The following is a 15,827-nucleotide window of genomic DNA, read 5'->3' on the forward strand; positions in this document are numbered from 1 at the left end:
GCTGGGTTGCCACGAGACTTCCAGCTCTCGGTGGGTCAACTCTTCGGCTCTGAGGTGGAGTGCAGCCTGTGCTGTCTCGGGCTCGCATGAGGGGGCGGGGTGATCGAGAGCACCATCGACGGTGCCGCCTGGTGCTTCGAAGTACACGGCGAACCGCCACCGGTCCGGCGTGCGGTAAAGAACGAGCATCTTCGGAGTTCCGAACGTGCGCCAGTACGGCTTCCTGGTGCTTCCCATGGAGGAAGTATCGGCAATGGCCGCTCAGGCGGCGGTGGTCAGGGCCCGGCCGCCCCAGCGCAGGCCCTTCTCGCTGCGGATGCGGGCACGCTCCTTGCGTTGGGTGGTGAGGGCGTCGGGGTGGCGGGCGTTGGCGTTGCGCCAGCGCAGGTAGGCGTGCAGCGCGCGGGTCTGGACGGTGTGATTGGGGTGGCTGGAGTTCGCGAGGATGAACTGCCTCAGTGGTCCGAAGTGCGCTTCGATCGGGTTGGCCCAGGAGGCGTTGGTCGGGGTGAAGCAGAGGTGGACGTTGTTGCTCTTCGCCCAGCGCAGGATCTTCCTGCCGTTGTGAGCGGACAGGTTGTCCAGGATCACGTAGACCGGACCGCCGTCCGGGCGGGCGGCCCGGATCGATCGGAGCGCGGCGAGCGTGTTCAAGGTGCCCTTGCGGCGGCGGTTGACACCCCACAAGGTGGCGTCGCCTATCGAGTAGCAGCCGTGGAAGTAGGTCACGCCGTGGGTGCGGTGGTAGGTCGCCGGAAGCCGGCCGGGCCAGCCCTCGGTAGCCCAGCAACTGCCGCCGGTGGGGCGGATGCCGAGCGGGCCGAACTCGTCGAACGCGAAGGTCCGGTCCGGGAAGTGCTCCAGGACGTGCTCGATCCGGTCGAGCTTGGCGTCTCGCTCGGGGTCGCTGGACTCCTTCCAGGTCTTGGTGCGCTGGAAGGTGATGCTGCGTCGGGCGAGCAGGCGGCGCAGGGCCTCTCGGCTGATTCGGATCACCCGGCCGTGAACCTTGCGCAGGTAGGCGAGCAGTTTGTGGATCGACCAGCGGGTGAAGGGCCGGCCGAGTCTGGTCGGGCGGGTGGTGGCCGTCCGGACGACAAAGTCCTCGTCGTCAGTGCTGATCAGGCGGGGACGGCCTCCCGCCCAACGAGGGTCCAGGCAGGCCAGACCGATCTCGTTGAAGCGATGGATGACGTCGCGCACCGTGTCCTCGTCGGCCTGCACGAGCTGGGCGATCACCGGGACGCGGTTCCCGCCGGCCGAGGCCAGCAGCATCATCGCTCGCCGGTAGCGCACCGAGCTGGTGCTGCCGCGCCGCACGATCCGCTGTAACTGCTGGCCCTCCTGGTCGGTCAGTCTCCGAACCTTGACTGGCTCCGCCACCACGCCTCCCGAATCCTGGATGCCCACCCACATCCAACCGGTCCGGACCATGCCACCGCCAACCCGATGAACCTATGCGGTCAGAGCACTAGGGCGGGCCCGGACCATCTACCGGGAGAGCGGCAACCCGCGAGCAGCGGAACTGCAGGCGCAGCTCGCGGAGTGAAACCTGCCGTTCACTCCTTCTCCAGGAAATCGTGCCGATGGCGGACAACGGGGTCAACCTCATAGAACCCCAGAAATGTCCACTTGGATGGTTTAGCGCCTGTTATGCCCTTTTCAGGTGTGGGCACAGTGAGGCTCGGGCACCTTCCGGATCGTCAGCTCGCGGCAGTGCGAGCCCAGATCCAGCAGGAGGCCGAAGTGATCGAGCAGTTCAGGACGGGACTTGACGCGCAGCACGGTGTAGAACGCTGCGGCGGCCTGCCCAGGGGCCAACAGCTTCCCGTCGGCGGAACGAACCACGAACTGCGGTCCGCTCGCCAGGTCGACGAGGGCGCCATCGGGCAGCGACACGGCGATCAGCAGACAGACGTAGTGAGCCCGGAGCTCGGCGACCCGGTGGTGAGCCGCATCGAGCGAGGCGGACGGGCGCCGACAGGCCAGAACGGAGGCGCTGTCGGTGAGGTGCGTATCGGGTTCCTCGGCATCACTCGCAAGATGCCAGAAGGTCTGCTCCGATTCCTCACCCGGCTCATGCATCGCTGCCGGGTTTCCCCTTGAAGGCTACTGGAGTGTGCAAGGTGGCTTCGACGGGCCCGGTCGTCAGCTGATGCCGGTTCAGCTGACGACCGAGCCCGCGAGAGAAACGGGCCGGAGCGTGGGCGATAGCGTCCAGGCAGGCGATGCGATGGGAAGGGGAACCAATTGGTGCGGGTACGGGTGGCGGCGGCCCAGTTCGAGTGCGTTGCGGGTGACGTGGTGGCCAACGTGCGGCGGATCGCCGGTCTGGCGCGGGAGGCGCGGGAGGCGGGCAGCGTGGTGATGGTCTGCCCGGAGCTGGCGCTCACCGGGTACGAGCCCGAGCTGATCGGTGCGGACCGGACGCTGTGGACCGAGGCGGAGGACGTGCGTCTCGACCCGCTGCGTGAAGCGGGGATCACGGTGGTGGTCAACGGGGCTGCGGCAGGACCGGGAGGCCGACCACGGATCACCAGCACCGTGTACGCCCGGGACGGCTCCGTGGTGGAGGTGTACGCGAAGGAGCATCTGTATGAGAACGAACAGGAGGTGTTCGAGGCCGGGCGCGGGGGTGGCCGCTTCTGGCTGGACGGCATCGGCTACTCGTTGGGGACGTGCTTCGACAACCACTTCCCCGAGGTGGCCGCGCGGAACGCAGCCCGGGGCTGCCAGGTACACCTGGCGAGTTCGCTGTACGGCACCGGAGGGGGACGTGAAGAGCGCCGAGCCCTTCACCCGGCGATAGCGAAGGCCACCGGAATGTACGTGCTGCTCGCCAACCACATCGGCCCCGCCGGACCGTGGACGGGCTGCGGGGGCAGCGCCGTGTGGGCACCGGACGGGACCGTGATGGCGGAGGCCGACGAAAGTGGCCCCCGGCTGCTGGTGGCCGACCTGGAGGTGGAGGTGAGCGGTTGAGGCCGGGGGACCCGGCGGGACCGAAGGGGCGGCTCAGCGGTAGTCGTCGTCAGGGACACGATCGGCCAGGTCGTCGAGCACGGTGAACCTGACCGCCTCGCGCAGCGGCTCGTCGGGCTCGGCGTCGTCGAACTCGGCTTCGGCGTCCTCGTCCGGGTACACCAGGTGCACGGCGGCCTCTTCTGCGCTGGCGGCCCCGGCGTCCGGTCCGACATCGGTGCCCTCGGTGTCGATGCCGTCCTCGACCAAGCGGCCGGAGCGGGGCGAGGGCCCGTCGGCCCAGCGGTCGTCGACCGCCTCGGGACTGTCGTCGGGCTCCTCCTCGGACAGCAACTGGTCCAGGGACTCGCCGCGCTCGGCCTCCTCGGGCGTGGTGCCGTACGCGGTGGCCCCGCGGTAGCCGTCCGGCGGGATGACTCCGGTGTCGAGCGGGTCGTCGTCCAGCTGGTCCGTGAGCAGGGAGTCGGCAGGTTCGAGAACGCCGTCGTCCTCGGCGGGCTCCGGGTCCTGGGCGTCCCAGTCGGTCATGACAGCACCTGTCCTCGTCGCTCGGGGTGAGGTCGCACGCAGCTTCTTCATGCTCGCCAGGGAGTCACCCAGCCCGCAACACGGCGCGGCGCCGAAGCACTCGGGGCAGGAGCCGGGACGGGCGGTCTCCGTGGGTCTGGCGGGAGCAGGTGGAACGGTTGTCAACAGGGAAGTTGCCTGGCCGGGGCATGGCAGCAGGTGCGTTGCCGTGGAGCGGAAGTGCAGGGAGGAAGGCAGGACGGGGAGCGGTGCCGGGCCGTGGCCCAGGGCGGTGAGCCGGGGGTCGGGGCCGGTGAGCAGGCAGGTGGGTGCGGTGGAGGGATTTCAGGTGCGAGAGGAGGTGGGGATGAAGGGTTTCGGTGCGGAAGCAGCCGAGCGTGGTGCGTCGGCGGGCAGCGGCCGGGGAGTGCGGGCGGCACGGCATCATGGGGAGTATGGAACGTACGTGCTCTCGCTGGCCGGTGCGGTCGGGCCGGGTGCGCGGATGGGGCGTTCGGAGATGAGGCACGGCGGGGAAGTGCCGGGCTTCGTCGGGCGGCGGCGTGAAGTGGCCCGGTTAGTCGAGGTGCTGCGCACTGCGTCGGCGGTGATGCTGGTGGAGGGCGATGCGGGGGTCGGGAAAACCGCGCTGGTCGAGCGGGCACTGGCGGAGGCCGGGACCCCGGGGGAACGGGTGCTGACCGCACGGTGCCACCCAGTGGTCGAGCCGCCGCCCTACGGGCCGTTGCTGGACGCATTCCGGCGCAGCCGTCCGGCCCTGGCGGCGACCGCCGGGGTACCGCCGAGCGCCGGTGCGCTCCGCGCGTGGCTGCCGGACCTGGCCGACCTGCTGCCGGCGGACACCGCCGGGCCGGGAGCCGACGAGCGGTACCGGCTGGCACAGGGCCTGCGGGCGCTGCTCGGAGCACTGGGCGAGGTGGTGCTTCTGGTCGAGGACGCGCAGTGGGCCGATCGGGCGACCAGGGAGCTGTTGCTGCTGCTGGCCAGGGACCCGCACCCCGGCCTGTCGCTGGTGGTGACCTACCGGCCGGAGGAGCTACCGGACGGGGCGTCCGTGCTGGGAACGGCCTACCGCTGCCCGCCCGGTGTCTCCGGAGGGTTGCTCAGGGTCGAGCCCCTGGACGAGGCGGAGATCCTGGAACTGGCCCGTGCCGCGCTCGGTGCCAGTGGCGGGACCGGTTCGGCCGCTGGTAGCAGCCCCGCCGCCGGGACCGTGCCTGCGGTGGCGGCCCTGCTGTACCGACGCTCCGGTGGGCTTCCGGCGGCGATCGTCGAGGACCTGGCGGCACTGCGCGAGGACGATCGGCGGACGGACCCCGTCGCCCTCCTGGCCGGGGCGGACCTGCCGCGCGGTCTGCGGGACGCGGTGGCCGAGCGCTTGGCGGGGCTCGGTCCGGAGGCGCGTGCGGTGGTGGAGACGGTTGCCGTGCTGGACGAGCCGGCCGGGGAGGAGCTGATCGCCGAGGTCTCCGCGCTGCCCGCCGAGCAGGTCTCCGCCGGGCTGGTGGAGGCCCTGCGCGCAGCGGTGCTGAGCGAGCCCGCTCCGGCCAGGTACGCGTTCCGCCGGGAGCCCGCCCGGCAGGTGGCGTACCGGCGGATACCGGGCCCGACGCGCTCCGCGCTCCACCGCCGGGCCATCGAGGCGCTGGGCGCCAGGCAACCGCGGCCACTCGCCCGGATCGCCGCGCACATCCGCGCGCTCGGCGACCGGGACGCCTGGCAGCAGGCCGCCGAGGCGGCAGCCGAACAGGCCGCGGAGCAGGGCCACACTGCGGTGGCGGGCGCGCTGCTGCGCGAGCTGCTCGCCGAGACCGACCTCGCGCCGGAGCGCTGCGGGCGGACCGCCCGGGCGCTGGCCGGCCTGGCCGCGAACGCCGCCTACGACGAGGCCAGCACCGAGGTGCTGGCCGACATCATCGCGGACCCCCGGCTGCCGGTGGCCGACCGCGGTGAGGTCCGGCTCACCCTGGGCCTGCGGGTGGCCGTCCAGGGCGGCGACCGGGCCGGGTTCGCCCTGGTCGAACAGGCCGCCGACGAACTCATCGCCGAACGGCCGGCCCGCGCCGCCCGGGCCCTGGTCGCGCTCGCGATGAACGAACGCGACGGCGCGGGCGCGGCCGTCCGGGAGCGGATGGCCAAGGCCGCCGCCGCGCTGGAGATCGAGCCCGACGAGGAGGTCGCCGCCGCCTACCGTGCCACCAGGCTCACCTTCCAGGCCCGCGAGGGCGACCCCGAGCTGTGGCCCGAACTCGACCGGCTGCCGCGCGGCGCCTCCAGCCCGGAGCTCGTCCGGCAGACCGCCAGAGCCCTGTTCAACGTCGGCGAAATCGCGATGGAGACCGGCCACGACCAGCGGGCCGGACGGCTGCTCGCCGAGAGCCGCGCCCTGGCCCGGCAGGCCGCGATCTCCTACCTGGAGTGCTACAGCCGGATCGCCCTGCTGCGCCTCGACGGCCTGGCCGGGCGGTGGCAGGGCCTGGAGGAGCGGTTCGAGGCGCTCGGCACCGAGTACCCGGACGTGGCGATGGTCCGGGTCGAACGCGCCCTGCTGTTCGGTCGGATGGCCGCCTCGCGAGGGCGGCTGGCGGTCGCCCGGGCCGAGTTCGAGTCCGCTGCCGGGTACGGGGAGCGGGAGTCGCAGGTCACCACGGCGATCAGGGCCGCCGCCGGTCTGGGAGCGGTGGAACTGGTGGAACGCGGGGCGGAGGCGGCTGCCGCGCTGCTGGCGCCGGCGGTGGCGATCCTGCGCCGGGCCGGAGCGTGGGCCCGCGCCGGGGAACTGCTGCCGATCGCCGTGGAGGTCGTACGGGGCGTCGGCGACGAGGGCGCGACCCGGCACCTGGTCGAGGAGGCGGCGGAGGCGATCGGGAGGACGGACGCGCCCGCCGCCCACGCGGGGCTGGCCTTGGCCCGGGGCGTCCTGCTGGAGGGGGAGGACCCGGGCGGTGCGATCGAGTCCTACCGCCGGGCCCGGGACGCCTGGCGGAGCATCGGCCGCCCCTACGAGGTCGCCAGGGCGGAGGAGCGGTTGGCCCGGGCACTCGCGGAGCGCGACCCGCAGACCGCGGCCGAGCGGTTGGCCGCCGCCGAAGCCACCTACACCACCCTTGGGGCAGCCTCCGACGCGGCCCGCTGCCAGCACGTCCGGCGGGACCTCGGACTCGGGCGGATGGCCTCGCCCGGACGGCGCGGCTACGGCGAGGCGCTCTCGCCGCGTGAGCGGCAGGTCGCGGAGCTGGTCGGGCAGGGGGTCAGCAACCAGGACATCGCCCAGGTGCTGTTCCTGTCGCCGCGCACGGTGGAGCACCACGTGGCCAGCGTGCTGAGGAAGTTGGGCGTGGGCCGGAAGGACGTGGCGGAGGCGCTGGCGGAGACCGAGAGCTGAGTTCGAGCGGTGGGCGGGCGTTCGGTGGGGAGGGAAGGAGAGCTGCGGGGAGGGGAGGGTAGCGGCCGGGGGCGGAGTCAGGGACGGGGGTGGTGGGTGAGACGGGCGAGTCGGGAGAGGGTGGCGTGGCGGGCCTGGCGTTCGACGGTGCCGCAGCGACGTCCGATCGGGGGCCGGTCGGCGGGGGCGGTGAAGTGTTCGCTGGTGTACGGGCGGAAGCGTTCGCGGCGGGTCATCCGGACCTCCGGATGAGGGTGGGAGGGGAACGAGTGTCAGCTGACCGGGGGTTCAGTACGGTGATCAATGCGTGGCGGTATCCATCGCGGCGGGCGAAGGTTGGGTAGCGGCCGGTCGGGGGGGTGGGGATACCCAGGGTTCGGGGCGGATGTTGGGTAGGGGGTACGCATTGTTCGGCCCGCGGGAGTGGCGCTTTGCTTGGGGTGTTCCCGATGACGGCTGCCAGCCGGCCCCGGCTGCCCAGGAGGTTTCGATGACCCGCCGTGAACTCTTCCGTCGTTACGCTGCCGAGCACTTCACCGCCCCGGACGTGTCGGCCGCCGACCGGTCCCGCTGCCGGGGGGCGGTGGAGCGGCAGACCAGCCGGGCCCGGCTGGCCTCGCTGGCGCGGATCACCCCCGCCACCCCATGCCGGCGATGGCCAGGAGCGGGGCGGCCGGTGCCGGGGTGCCCGCTCAGCGCTGGTCGCCGGCGGTCGGGGGAGTCGAGGCTCCGCGGATTCCGGCGCAGCGTTCGCGCGGCAGCCGTCCCGGTACGTCGGGCAGTTGAGGATGGGGGAGAGGAAAGGGGGAGAGACGCCCCCTGGCGGAGCGTCAGGGAGCGGGCGGGAGTGGGCTCAGCGGATCAGGTGGGGGAGGAAGCGGGCGCCCTGGTGGGTGATGGGGCTGTCGTCCGTCTCGCGGATGCCGAGACCGGCGGATTCGCCGTCGACGACCCAGGTGCCGAGGACGGGGCGGTTGCCGTCGAAGTCGGGGAGCGGGTGGTACTGCTGGTAGCAGTAGCCTTCGGCGCCGTAGCGGTCCGGGTCGCCGGCCCAGTCGGCGAGCCGGGTCTGGCTGCCGTCGGGTTCGACGATGCGGATGCCGGCGCCCTCCCGGCCGAGCAGCGGCTTGGCGGCGTAGCCGGGGCCGTCGGGGTCGGCGAGTTCGCGCGGGCCGTCGAGGTAGGCGGGCAGCAGGTTGGGGTGGCCGGGGTTGAGCTCCCACAGCACGGCCAGCAGGGCCTTGTTGGAGAGCAGCATCTTCCAGGCGGGCTCGATCCACAGGGTGGAGCCGGTGCTGCCGCCGAGGTCGATGACGTCCAGCAGGTGGTCGGCGAACTCGTCGTCGACCAGCCACTCCCACGGGTAGAGCTTGAACGCGGAGCGGATGAAGCGGTGCTCCAGGTCGACGAAGCGCCCGGACAGTTCGTCCCAGCCGATGTCCTCCATGGCGATGCCGACGGTCCGCAGGCCGGCCTGTTCGGCGCACTCCTGCAGGTAGAGGGTGGTGAGCCAGTCCTCGCCCTCGGTGTCGCCGCGGGAGTGGGCGAAGTGGACGGGGCCGGGCGGCAGGAGGTGCTTCTGGCGGGACCAGGACTCGATCAGCCGCTCGTGCAGGGAGTTCCACTGGTCGGCTTCGGGGAAGCGCTCCTCCAGCCAGAACCACTGCGGTCCGGCGGCCTCGATCAGCGAGGTCGGGGTGTCGGCGTTGTACTCGAAGAGCTTGGCCGGGCCGGTACCGTCGTAGGCGAGGTCGAAACGGCCGTACACGCTGGGCTGTTCGTCGCGGCGGCGCCAGGACTCGGCGACGACGGCGGCCAGGCGCGGGTCGGTGATGCCGAAGTCGGCGAAGCGGCCGGTGCGCACCACGTGCTCGGCGGCGGCGAGGGAGAGCTCGTGGAGTTCCTCGACCACCTCCTCCAGGGCCTCCACCTCGGGCAGTGAGAACTCGTAGTAGGCGCTCTCGTCCCAGTAGGCGTGCGGGCCGCCCTGGTTGCACGGGTCGGAACACATCGCGTACACGAGGCCCTGGGACTCGACGGTGGCCAGCCAGTCGGGGCGCGGGGCGATGGTGTGGCGGCGCATCCGGATCAGCCCCCGCCCGAGCCGCTGCTGCTGCCCTTGGGGCAGCCGAAGCCGCCGCGCTTGGCGGCCGACTTGCTGAAGGTGCCGCCGCTCGCGGTGGTGGTGCCGGAGCCGCAGTAGTACCACTGGCCCGCGCCCGAGCCGCCCGCCGAACAGGAGTGCGCGTCGAGGACCTTGAGGGTGCCCGGGTCGACGCAGCGGCTGGGGGTCTTGCTCGACGAGGAGCAGCCAGCCAGCGTCAGGGCGAGGGTGCCGACCATCCCCAGGGCGACGAAGCCGGAGCGGCGGCGGGCACCGGGGATCGGCCGGTCCGGTCCGGTGGCGGGGGAAGACGGCGGCGGTGTCATGGCGGATCATCGTACGCGGGCCGCCGGATGGCAGGGGAGGTGCCCCCGGAAACTGACGGGACGGCCAATGCCTCGGGCCGTCCGTGGGATATCTTTTGCCGATCCTTGACCACGAGGCGGCCCGCACGGGCGCCCGACCTCCGGGGAGCCCCCGCAGATGAACGACATACTCCACGGCCTCGGCGCGGCCGCCGTCTACGGCCTGGTGGGCCTGGTCCTGCTGCTGCTCGGCTACCTGTTGATCGACCTGCTGACGCCCGGCAAGCTCGGTCGGCTGATCTGGGCCGAGGGCAACCGCAACGCGGCCGTGCTGCTCAGCTCCGCGCTGCTCGGCGTCGGCGGCATCGTGTACACCGCGATCCGGTACACCTACGACGACTTCGGCAAGGGCCTGCTGTCCACGCTCTGCTTCGGCGTCCTCGGCCTGCTGCTGATGGCGCTCGCGTTCTGGCTGCTGGACCTGCTCACCCCCGGGCGGCTCGGCACGATCCTGGTCTCCACCGAGCCGCACCCGGCGGTGTGGGTGTCGGCCAGCTGCAACCTGGCCGCCGCGGCGATCGTGGCCGCCTCGATCGCCTGAGCGCCTGAGCACCTGAGCGCCCCGACCCGGGCGGTCGCCCGGAAGCAGCACGTCAGCGGCCCGTCAGCGCCGCGCGGCCGGCAGCAGTTCGGCGAACAGCGGCGCCACCTGCCCGGCCTCCAGCAGGAACCCGTCGTGGCCGTGCGGCGAGGAGATCGTCCGCAGCGCGTCGGCGTCCGGCAGCAGCGCGGCCAGTTCGACCTGCTGGACGGGCGGGTACAGCCGGTCGGAGTCGACCGCGGCGACCAGCGCCGGGACGGCGGCCCGGCGCAGCGCCGCCGCGGTGCCGCCCCGGCCGCGCCCGAGGTCGTGGGCGTTCATGGCCTCGTTGAGGACCACGTAGCTGCCCGCGTCGAAGCGGTGGGCGAGCTTGGCGGCGTGGTGGTCCAGGTACGACTCGACGGCGAACCGCCCGCCCCGCCAGGGGTGTTCGCCGGACTGCGGGTCCCGGCCGAAGCGGGCGGCCAGCTCGGGCTCGCTGCGGTAGGTGATCTGGGCGAGGCGCCGGGCCAGGCCCAGGCCGCGGTGCGGGCCGCCGCCGGGCGGCAGGTGGTGGTAGTCGCCGCCGTGCCACCCCGGGTCCGCGCGGATCGCGTGCAACTGCGCGGAGGCGTGCGCGATCTGCTCGGCGGAGGCCGCCGCCGCGGTGGCCAGCACCAGCAGCGCCCCGACCCGCCCCGGGTGCGTCACCGCCCACTCCAGCGCGCGCATCCCGCCCATCGACCCGCCGACCACCAGCGCCCAGCGCTCGATGCCCAGGGCGTCGGCGAGCCGCACCTCGGCGGCGACCTGGTCGCGCTGGGTGAGGAACGGGAACCGGCTGCCCCAGGGCCGCCCGTCCGGCGCGGTGGCGGACGGTCCGGTGGAGCCCTGGCAGCCGCCGAGCACGTTCGGCGCGACCACGAACCAGCGGTCGGTGTCCAGCGCCCGCCCCGGCCCGACCAGTTCCGTCCACCAGCCGGCCGTCCGGTGCCCGGGCCCGGCCGGCCCGGTGAGGTGGCTGTCACCGGTCAGGGCGTGCAGCACCAGCACCGCGTTCGAGCCGTCGGGGTGCGGCGTGCCCCAGGTCTGGTACGCCAGCCGGGCCCCCGGCAGGGTGCCGCCCGCATCCAGGGCGAGCGGCCCGGGCAGCGCGAACCAGCGCCGCCCGCCGACCGGATCGCCGTCCCGCCAGGCCCCGGAGGACGGCGGGACGGCGAGCTGCGGCAGGCCGTTCAGGACGCCGCGCCCTTCGCCGCGCGGAAACCCGCTTCCAGGTCGGCCCGCAGGTCAGTGACGCTCTCCAGCCCGACCGACAGGCGCACCAGGCCCGGCGCCGTCCCGGTGGCCACCAGCTGCTCGGCGTCCAGCTGGCTGTGCGTGGTGGACGCCGGGTGGATCACCAGGCTGCGCACGTCCCCGATGTTGGCGAGGTGGCTGAACAGCTCCAGCCCGTCCACGAACCGCCGCCCGGCCTCGACGCCGTCGCGGAGCTCGAAGGAGAGCACCGCGCCCGCGCCGCGCGGCAGGTAGCGCTGGGCCGCCGCGTACCAGCGGCTGGAGGGCAGCCCCGGGTAGTGGACGACCGACACCTCGTCGCGCTGCTCCAGCCAGCGGGCCAGCTCCAGGGCGTTCGCGGTGTGCCGCTCCAGCCGCAGCGACAGCGTCTCCACGCCCTGCAGCAGCAGGAACGCCGAGTGCGGGGAGAGCGCGGGCCCGAGGTCGCGCAGCAGTTGGACCCGCAGCTTGGCGGCGAACGCGCCCGGGCCGAGGGCGTCCCAGAAGCGCAGGCCGTGGTAGCTCGGGTCGGGTTCGTTGAAGCCGGGGAAGCGCTCGGGGTGGGCGCCGAAGTCGAAGCTGCCGCCGTCCACGACCACGCCGCCGATGGTGGTGCCGTGCCCGCCGAGGAACTTGGTGGCCGAGTGGACCACGACGTCCGCGCCGTGCTCCAGCGGCCGCAGCAGGTACGGGGTCGGCACGGTGTTGTCGACGATCAGCGGCACCCCGGCGGCGTGCGCGACGTCCGCGACCCCGCGCACGTCCAGCACGTTGCCGCGCGGGTTGCCCAGCGACTCCGCGAACAGCGCCTTGGTGTTCGGGCGGACCGCCGCCCGCCACGCCTCCAGGTCGTCCGGGTCCTCGACGAAGCTCACCTCGATGCCGAACCGGGGCAGCGTGTGGCGCAGCAGGTTGTACGTGCCGCCGTACAGCGACGCCGAGGACACCAGGTGGTCGCCCGCCTGGGCCACCGTCAGCAGCGCCAGCGTCTCGGCGGCCTGCCCGGAGGCCAGTGCGACCGCCGCCACGCCGCCCTCCAGGGAGGCCAGGCGCTGCTCCAGCACGTCGGTGGTCGGGTTGTGGATACGGGTGTAGATGTTGCCCGGCTCGGCGAGCGCGAACAGGTCGGCGGCGTGCGCGGTGTCCCGGAAGGCGAACGAGGTGGTCTGGTAGATCGGCACCGCCCGGGCCCCGGTCGTCGGATCGGGCTGCGCGCCCGCGTGGATCTGCCGGGTCTCGAACGACCAGCCGGGAACGGCCTCGGGGCTCTGCTCGGACATGCTGCTCCTGTACGGGATCGCGGGCGCGCCGCGGGCACGGCGGAGCCGTCGCTCGGACGCGGGAGGGCGGGGAGACGGCACCGCCGGCGGGTCTGCGCGGCCGGGGTGCCCGCCGTACCGGCGGTGCGGCGGCGCCGCCGGACGGTCACGGCGTCAGGTAAGCACAGGCCGCGAACGCCCCGCCAGCGGGTCGCCGAAACGGAAACGGGAGGACACGGGGCGCAATGTCCCGGCGACCTGACGGGCCATCATCCGATGGTCGTACCATCGGATTCGGCCTGCTCCGGGGCGGTGCCCGGGACGCCGAGCAGGGACAGGAACGCCGCGGTCGCCGGAGTGGGACCGGAGCGCGGCCAGACCACCGTCTCGATCCGGGTCGGCGCGTCCGTGACCTCCACGACGGCGACGCCGGTCAGCCGCGGGGCGTACGCGGCGGGCAGCATGGCCACCGCCAGGCCCGGGCCCACCAGGCGCGGGATGTAGGACGCCTCGTCGACCTCGAAGGCCACGTCGCGCACCAGCCCCGCGGCGGCGAACGCCAGATCGGTCTGGGCCCGCCCCGCACTGCCCGCCGGCAGGTCGACGAAGGGCTCGGCGGCCAGCTCGCGCAGCGGGACCCGGCCGCGGGAGGCCAGCGGGTGGTCCGGCGCGACGGCGGCGACCAGGGGGCCGCGGGCCAGCTCGCGGGCCGTCACCCCCTCGGGCCGGAAGGTGGTCGGCAGCCCGAGGAAGGCGACGTCCAGCGTGCCCCGGCGGACCTGCTCGACCAGGTCCTTGCTGGCGCCCACCCGCAGGCTGATCCGCACCCGCGGGTGCCGGCCGCGGAACTCGCGCAGCCCGACCGGGATGTCCACCGCGGTGACGGTCGAGATCAGCCCGACCGCCAGCCGCCCGCGCACCTCGCCCACCGCCGCCGCGACCTCGGCGGCGGCCCGCTCGGCCGCCTCCAGGCACTGCCGGGCGGCCGGCAGGAAAGCCTCCCCGGCGGCGGTCAGCCGGACCCGGCGGCTGGTGCGCTCGAACAGCCGGGCGCCCAGCTCCTGTTCGAGCCGGGCGACCTGGTGGCTGAGCGCCGACTGCACGACCAGGCAGCGCTCGGCGGCCCGGGTGAAGCTCAGCGTCTCGGCGACCGCGAGGACGTAGCGCACCTGCTGGAGTTCCATGCGATCCATCATGGAACGAGATCGATGAGCTGACAAACATGTGTTGGACTCATCGATCGGGCCGGAGCCAGACTGCTGCCCATGAGAGCGAACCCCGGCACCACCCCACCGTCAGCCCGCTCGACACCCGCGCCCCGTCCCCGGGTTCGCCCCGCCGCGCCGGTCTCGGCACCCTGCCCCGCACCGCGCTCACCGCGCTCGCCCGGTGGTCTGGGGCACCACCTACGTGGTCACCACCGAACTGCTGCCCCCCGGCCACCCGATGTCCGCCGCCCTGCTGCGCGCCCTGCCCGCCGGACTGATCGCCCTGGCCGTCACCCGGACCCTGCCGCGCGGCAGCTGGTGGGGCAAGGCCGCCGTGCTCGGCGTGCTGAACATCGGACTGTTCCTGCCGCTGCTGTTCACCGCCGCCGAACGCCTCCCCGGCGGCGTGGCCGCCACCCTCGGCGCCGTCCAGCCGATGGCCGTCGCCCTGCTCGCCGTCCCGGTGCTGCGCCAACGGCTGTCCGCCCGGCGGCTGGGCTGGGGACTGGTCGGCGTGGCCGGCGTCGGGCTGGTGGTGATCGGACCGGGCGCGGGGCTGGACGCCGTCGGCGTGGCCGCCGGGCTGGGCGGCGCCGCCACCATGGCGCTCGGCGTCACGCTCACCAAGCGCTGGGGCCGCCCCGAAGGCGTCGGCCCGCTCGCGCTGACCGGCTGGCAGCTCACCGCCGGCGGCCTGTTCCTGCTGCCCACCACCTTCCTGTTCGAGGGCGCGCCCCCGGCGGTCGACGGCCGGGCCGCGCTCGGCTACCTCTGGCTGGGCCTGGTCGGCGGGCTGCTCACGTACGCCCTCTGGTTCCAGGGCATCGGCAGCCTCCCGGTCACCAGCGTCGCGGTGCTGAACCTGCTGTCGCCGCTGGTCGCGGCGGTGCTCGGCGCGCTGCTGCTGGACCAGACGCTCGGGTTGGTGCAGCTGCTGGGCTTCGCGCTGGCGCTGGCGTCGATCGTGGCCGGCCAACTACCCGACCGCCGTACGGTCGGCGGGCCGCCCGGACGGCCCTGAGCGGTCGTCGACCGCGCATGCCCGTCGAACGCGAACGGCTGCCCGGGCCGGGAGCCGGGCAGCCGTTCGCCGGTGGGTGCGGGGGCCGGTCAGATCCGGCGGATGGTGCTGATGCTCAGCGCGTCGACCGCCATGGTGCGGACCGGGGCGCCGGGCTTCGGCGCGTGCACCACCATGCCGTTGCCGATGTACATGGCGACGTGGTCCTGGGCGCCGTGCACGTTGTAGATCACCAGGTCGCCGGGCTGGGCGTTGTGCCAGTCGCGGCCCACGCTGCTGCCCGCGTGCGCCTGCTCCTGCGAGGTGCGCGGCAGGTGCACGCCGGCCTGGGCGTACGCGTACACCATCAGCCCGGAGCAGTCGAAGCTGCTCGGCCCCTCGGCGCCCCAGACGTACGGCTTGCCCCGCTGGGCGAGCGCGCTGTTCACGGCGGACTGGGCGGCACCGCTGGAAGCCTTGGGCAGGTTGGCGACGTCCAACCGGTCGACGCCGCGCGAGGCGGTGCCCCCGTTGTCCGCGAGGATCGCCGCACGGTCGGCGGCGCCGAGCTGGTTGAGCAGCCGCTGCGACTCGGCGAGCTTGGACTGCACCTCGCTCTTGGTGTCGTTCAGCGTCCTGGTCTCGGTGTCCAGCTCGGCCAGGATCGACGAGGTCTCCTGCTTCTGCTGGTCCAGGCGGCGCTGCTGGTCCTTGAGCGCCTTGAGGATCTCGCTCTGGGTGCCGGCGGCCTGGTTGAAGGAGGACGCCTTGGTGAGGTACTGGTCCGGGTCCGCGGAGAGCATCAGCTGCATCGACGGGTCGACGCCGCCCTGCCGGTACTCGTCGGCCGCCACCTCGGCCAGCCCCGAGGCCAGCTCGGTCAGCTGCTCCTGGCTGCGGGCCACCTGGTCCTGCAACTGGCCGGCCTGCTGGCGCAGCTGGTCGGCCCGCTCCTTGGCCCCGTTGTACTTCTCGGTGGCCTGCTCCATCTCGCCGGTGAGCTTGTCGACCTGGGCCTTCACCTCGTCCTTGGACGGCTGGGCGGGCGCCGCGTGCGCACCGGCCTGGGCCGAGAGGGCGACCACGGTCGCGGCGGCACCCGTGAGCACGGTCACCCGCGCTCGGCTCGGCTGCTTGGGGCGGCGGTGGGAGGCCATCCGAGGTTCCTTCTTCCGGTTCTGCCAGGCGAACTCTTCGT

The 15,827-nt window shown here is 73.5% G+C and carries 14 protein-coding genes; 4 read left to right on the forward strand and 10 right to left on the reverse strand.

The genetic code is table 11. The features are described 5' to 3' along the window. Positions 1-261: 261 nt before the first annotated feature. Together QMQ26_RS34750 and QMQ26_RS34755 are read right to left on the reverse strand one after the other, a co-directional pair. A complete protein-coding gene (locus tag QMQ26_RS34750) occupies positions 262-1,383 on the reverse strand; it encodes an IS630 family transposase (RefSeq protein ID WP_318552293.1) in 1,122 nt (373 codons plus the stop codon). Positions 1,384-1,662: 279 nt separating this feature from the next. Beyond that, positions 1,663-2,085, reverse strand: a complete 423-nt coding sequence (locus QMQ26_RS34755) for a hypothetical protein (protein WP_282204091.1) — start codon at positions 2,083-2,085, stop codon at positions 1,663-1,665. Between the two features lie 168 nt (positions 2,086-2,253). On the opposite strand from QMQ26_RS34755, the gene QMQ26_RS34760 reads away from it, so the two are divergent. Continuing rightward, a complete protein-coding gene (locus QMQ26_RS34760) occupies positions 2,254-2,982 on the forward strand; it encodes a carbon-nitrogen hydrolase family protein (protein ID WP_282204092.1) in 729 nt (242 codons plus the stop codon). Positions 2,983-3,015: 33 nt separating this feature from the next. Here QMQ26_RS34760 and QMQ26_RS34765 read toward each other — a convergent pair whose 3' ends face one another. After that, positions 3,016-3,510, reverse strand: coding sequence for a DUF5709 domain-containing protein (locus tag QMQ26_RS34765; RefSeq protein WP_100838860.1), 495 nt, complete (start codon positions 3,508-3,510; stop codon positions 3,016-3,018). Positions 3,511-4,075: 565 nt separating this feature from the next. Between QMQ26_RS34765 and QMQ26_RS34770 the strand changes: the two genes are divergently transcribed. Further along, positions 4,076-6,895 (forward strand): ATP-binding protein, encoded by a 2,820-nt coding sequence (locus QMQ26_RS34770; protein ID WP_404814019.1) that lies wholly within the window; start codon positions 4,076-4,078, stop codon positions 6,893-6,895. A gap of 77 nt (positions 6,896-6,972) precedes the next feature. Here the strand turns inward: QMQ26_RS34770 and QMQ26_RS34775 are convergent, their stop codons facing one another. The 3 genes from QMQ26_RS34775 to QMQ26_RS34785 form a co-directional block, all read right to left on the reverse strand. Further along, complete coding sequence (locus QMQ26_RS34775) at positions 6,973-7,131, reverse strand: hypothetical protein (RefSeq protein ID WP_282204093.1); 159 nt, start codon at positions 7,129-7,131, stop codon at positions 6,973-6,975. 617 nt (positions 7,132-7,748) lie between these two features. Then, positions 7,749-8,978: a glutathionylspermidine synthase family protein gene (locus QMQ26_RS34780; protein WP_282204094.1), complete on the reverse strand. Its 1,230-nt coding sequence runs from the start codon at positions 8,976-8,978 to the stop codon at positions 7,749-7,751. 5 nt (positions 8,979-8,983) lie between these two features. Next, positions 8,984-9,325 carry a hypothetical protein gene (locus tag QMQ26_RS34785; protein ID WP_282204095.1) on the reverse strand — a complete coding sequence of 114 codons (342 nt, stop codon included), beginning with the start codon at positions 9,323-9,325 and terminating at the stop codon, positions 8,984-8,986. Positions 9,326-9,482: 157 nt separating this feature from the next. Here QMQ26_RS34785 and QMQ26_RS34790 point away from each other — a divergent pair, with 157 nt between their 5' ends. Continuing rightward, positions 9,483-9,905 carry a DUF350 domain-containing protein gene (locus tag QMQ26_RS34790; protein WP_100838857.1) on the forward strand — a complete coding sequence of 141 codons (423 nt, stop codon included), beginning with the start codon at positions 9,483-9,485 and terminating at the stop codon, positions 9,903-9,905. Between the two features lie 63 nt (positions 9,906-9,968). On the opposite strand, the gene metX is transcribed toward QMQ26_RS34790, so the two are convergent. The 3 genes from metX to QMQ26_RS34805 form a co-directional block, all read right to left on the reverse strand. Continuing rightward, positions 9,969-11,123: a homoserine O-acetyltransferase MetX gene (metX, locus tag QMQ26_RS34795; RefSeq protein ID WP_282206674.1), complete on the reverse strand. Its 1,155-nt coding sequence runs from the start codon at positions 11,121-11,123 to the stop codon at positions 9,969-9,971. Beyond that, positions 11,120-12,442, reverse strand: coding sequence for a bifunctional o-acetylhomoserine/o-acetylserine sulfhydrylase (locus QMQ26_RS34800; protein WP_100838856.1), 1,323 nt, complete (start codon positions 12,440-12,442; stop codon positions 11,120-11,122). Before QMQ26_RS34800 ends, metX begins: the two co-directional genes overlap by 4 nt. 248 nt (positions 12,443-12,690) lie before the next feature. Then, positions 12,691-13,605, reverse strand: a complete 915-nt coding sequence (locus tag QMQ26_RS34805) for a LysR family transcriptional regulator (RefSeq protein ID WP_282204096.1) — start codon at positions 13,603-13,605, stop codon at positions 12,691-12,693. A gap of 205 nt (positions 13,606-13,810) precedes the next feature. Here QMQ26_RS34805 and QMQ26_RS34810 point away from each other — a divergent pair, with 205 nt between their 5' ends. Beyond that, positions 13,811-14,650, forward strand: coding sequence for an EamA family transporter (locus QMQ26_RS34810; protein ID WP_282204097.1), 840 nt, complete (start codon positions 13,811-13,813; stop codon positions 14,648-14,650). An 89-nt stretch (positions 14,651-14,739) separates the two neighbouring features. On the opposite strand, the gene QMQ26_RS34815 is transcribed toward QMQ26_RS34810, so the two are convergent. Further along, positions 14,740-15,786 carry a C40 family peptidase gene (locus QMQ26_RS34815; RefSeq protein WP_100838854.1) on the reverse strand — a complete coding sequence of 349 codons (1,047 nt, stop codon included), beginning with the start codon at positions 15,784-15,786 and terminating at the stop codon, positions 14,740-14,742. Positions 15,787-15,827 lie beyond the last annotated feature (41 nt).

The organism is Kitasatospora fiedleri, assembly GCF_948472415.1.
GTDB classification, from domain to species: domain Bacteria; phylum Actinomycetota; class Actinomycetes; order Streptomycetales; family Streptomycetaceae; genus Kitasatospora; species Kitasatospora fiedleri.